Here is a 2,593-nt window from a genome sequence, read left to right as displayed (position 1 = left end):
GCTGAGACGCGCGAGGGCCCCGGCGATCGCGCACCGGGGCCCCCACCGTCCACTTCGGACTAGCAGATGGTCTGCTTGCTGTTGACGAGCGTGTTGTTGCGGAACGTGGTGTTCGTGCCGCACGGGTTCTCGGTGATCGCCGAGTTGGTCACCCGCAGGTTCTGCACCACGACGTCCTTGGTCACCGGGAACTCCGACCGCGACGCGAGCCTGATGTCGCCGGGCCCGGTCACGGTCCCGCTCTGCGCGGCCAGGTTCACGTTGTAGCAGTTCTCGATCAGGATCGCGTTGTTGCCGGTGTTCGCGATGTCCACCCGGTCGATCTGCAGCCCGCCGCTCTCGGACACGCAGAACACCCCGCGCCCGCCGCCGCGCGCGATCACCTGCCCGACCCGGACGTTGATCGGGTAGGCGTTGTTGATCCGCCCGTTCCGGTTGGCGGTGCGGAACGCCGCGTACCCGGTGCCGGTCCCGGCGCCGTCCGCGTCGACCAGGGTGACGTTCGCGTTGACGGTGTCGTTGAGCAGCAGCCCGGACTCGCCGACGTTGCGCGCGGTGACCGTGCCGACGGTCAGCCCGTCCAGGCCGTAGGTCTCCACGGCGTGGCTGGACGCGCCGGACACGTACACGTTGTCGATGCGCACGTTCCTGGTGCGCACCGAGGTGTCGCCCCGGTTGTCGATCCGCACGCCGAGCCCGCTGGACAGCCGCATGTCGATCTGGCCGAGCACGACGTTGGTGGCGTTGCGGATGAAGATGCCGTACAGCGGCGTCCCGGTGACGTTGAGGTGCTGGACCTCGACGTCGGTGACGCCGCGCGCGTACACCGGGGCCTGGTCGCCGGTGCCGCTGCCGGTGACGTTGATGGTGCCGCACACGTCGAGCACCGTGTAGCTGGGCAGCGAGAACCGCGACCCGGCGCTCATCGTGCCGGAGCCGCGCACCACCAGGCGCTCCTTGCTGGTGCGCCCGGACGTGAGCGCGCCGACGGCGGCCTGCATGGCGGCGCGCATGTCGGCGCCGGTGTGCACGGTCGTGCTGCCGCGCTTGGCGGTCCAGGTGCTGCCGGACTTGGTCACCTCGGCGTGGTACGCGCCGCTCCCGCAGTCCGCGGCCGACGCCGGGGCCGGGTCGGCCGCGCCGTGGACCAGGGCCGCGCCGAGCACCGCGGCGCCGATCGCGGCGGCGCTCCTGCTGGCCTTCTTCCTCACCATGAGCCGGTTCTCCTCGCTAGGGGGGCGTTTCCTCGCGGCGGCGGAGACGGGCTTGTCGCTCCCGGCGCCCGCGGGGGTCAACGGGCGCCGGGAGCGTTCGGGTCACGAACGGTTCCGCGCGAGCCGCCCTCGGCTCAGTAGTGGACGTCCGGCCAGGGCGGGGTGGCCATGCCGTCGCCGATGAAGAAGCTCGGGTGCGGCGGCTGGTTGTAGGCCGTGTTCTGCCAGGCGATCGCGACCCGGTACATGGTGTCGTGCATCAGGGTCGGGATGCGCCGGTCGGTCTGGTGCGGGGTGGAGTGGATCCGGAGCGCGGTGTTGTTGGTGGTGGGCCACACCACCTCCTCGCGCCAGTCGCCGAACAGGTCGCCGGACAGCGACGGGGTGGCCTTGGTGCCGTTGTTGCTGTGCACGTCGGAGGCGGTCAGCAGCCGGGTGTCGCCGCCTGCGCCGTACTTGTCGATCCGGGTCTGGTCCACCAGCTCGCGCACCGGGTCGCCGTCCCACCAGGCGAGGAAGTTGATCGAGCTGGGCTTGCGCCCGATCTCCGCCCCCTTGGCGCTGCGCAGGTTCGCGTCGCGCGCCGACCACGCCTCGGCTCCGGGGCTGCCCGCCCAGATGTCGCCCGCGACGCCGCGCCCGTTGTCGCCGCCGGACGCGGTGGTCCACACGCGGGAACCGGTGCGGGCGTCGGCGAGGAACGAGCCGGGCTTGGAGGTGTCCTCGTCGACCTTGAAGTACTCCAGCCCCGCCCGCGACGGGTCGAGGTCGCCCAGGTGCGCGGCGTCCCCGTGCCCGAGCCCGGTGTTCCACAGGCCCCTGCCGCTGTCGTCGATGGCCGCCGCGCCGTAGACGATCTCGTCCCGGCCGTCCGCGTCGACGTCGCCGATGGTGAGCGAGTGGTTGCCCTGCCCCGCGTAGCCGCTGTTGCCGGAGGCCTTGGAGTCGAACACCCAGCGCTTGGTGAGCGCCCCGTTCCGGAAGTCCCAGGCCGCGATCACCGCGCGGGTGTAGTACCCGCGAGCCATGATCAGCGAGGGGCGGGCGCCGTCCAGGTAGGCGGTCCCGGCGAGGAACCGGTCGACCCGGTTGCCGTAGTTGTCGCCCCAGTCGGCCACGGTCCCGCGCGGCGGGTCGTAGTTGACCGTGGACATCGCGGCGCCGGTCTGACCGTTGAACATGGTCAGGTACTCGGGGCCCGCCAGCACGTAGCCGGAGGAGTTGCGGTGGTCGGCGGAGGCGTTGCCGATCACCGTGCCGCGCCCGTCGACGGTGGCGTCGGCGGTCTTCATCGCGACCTCGGCCTTGCCGTCGCCGTCGTAGTCGTAGACCTGGAACTGGGTGTAGTGCGCGCCCGCCCGGATGTTGCGGCCCAGGTT

2 protein-coding genes are annotated in these 2,593 nt (G+C 71.7%); both read right to left on the bottom strand.

Going from position 1 to position 2,593, the window contains the following annotated elements:
* Positions 1-59: 59 nt before the first annotated feature.
* Entirely contained in the window at positions 60-1,214 is a 1,155-nt protein-coding gene (locus ACTUAL_RS31915; RefSeq protein WP_440902832.1) for a hypothetical protein, read from the bottom strand.
* Between the two features lie 134 nt (positions 1,215-1,348).
* Positions 1,349-2,593 (bottom strand): rhamnogalacturonan lyase (locus ACTUAL_RS31910; protein WP_440902831.1); only part of this gene is annotated, 1,245 nt, incomplete at its 5' end.

The organism is Actinosynnema sp., from assembly GCF_052038725.1.
Note: the sequence above shows the minus strand (reverse complement) of the source record. Positions and strands in the feature narration are given on the sequence as shown.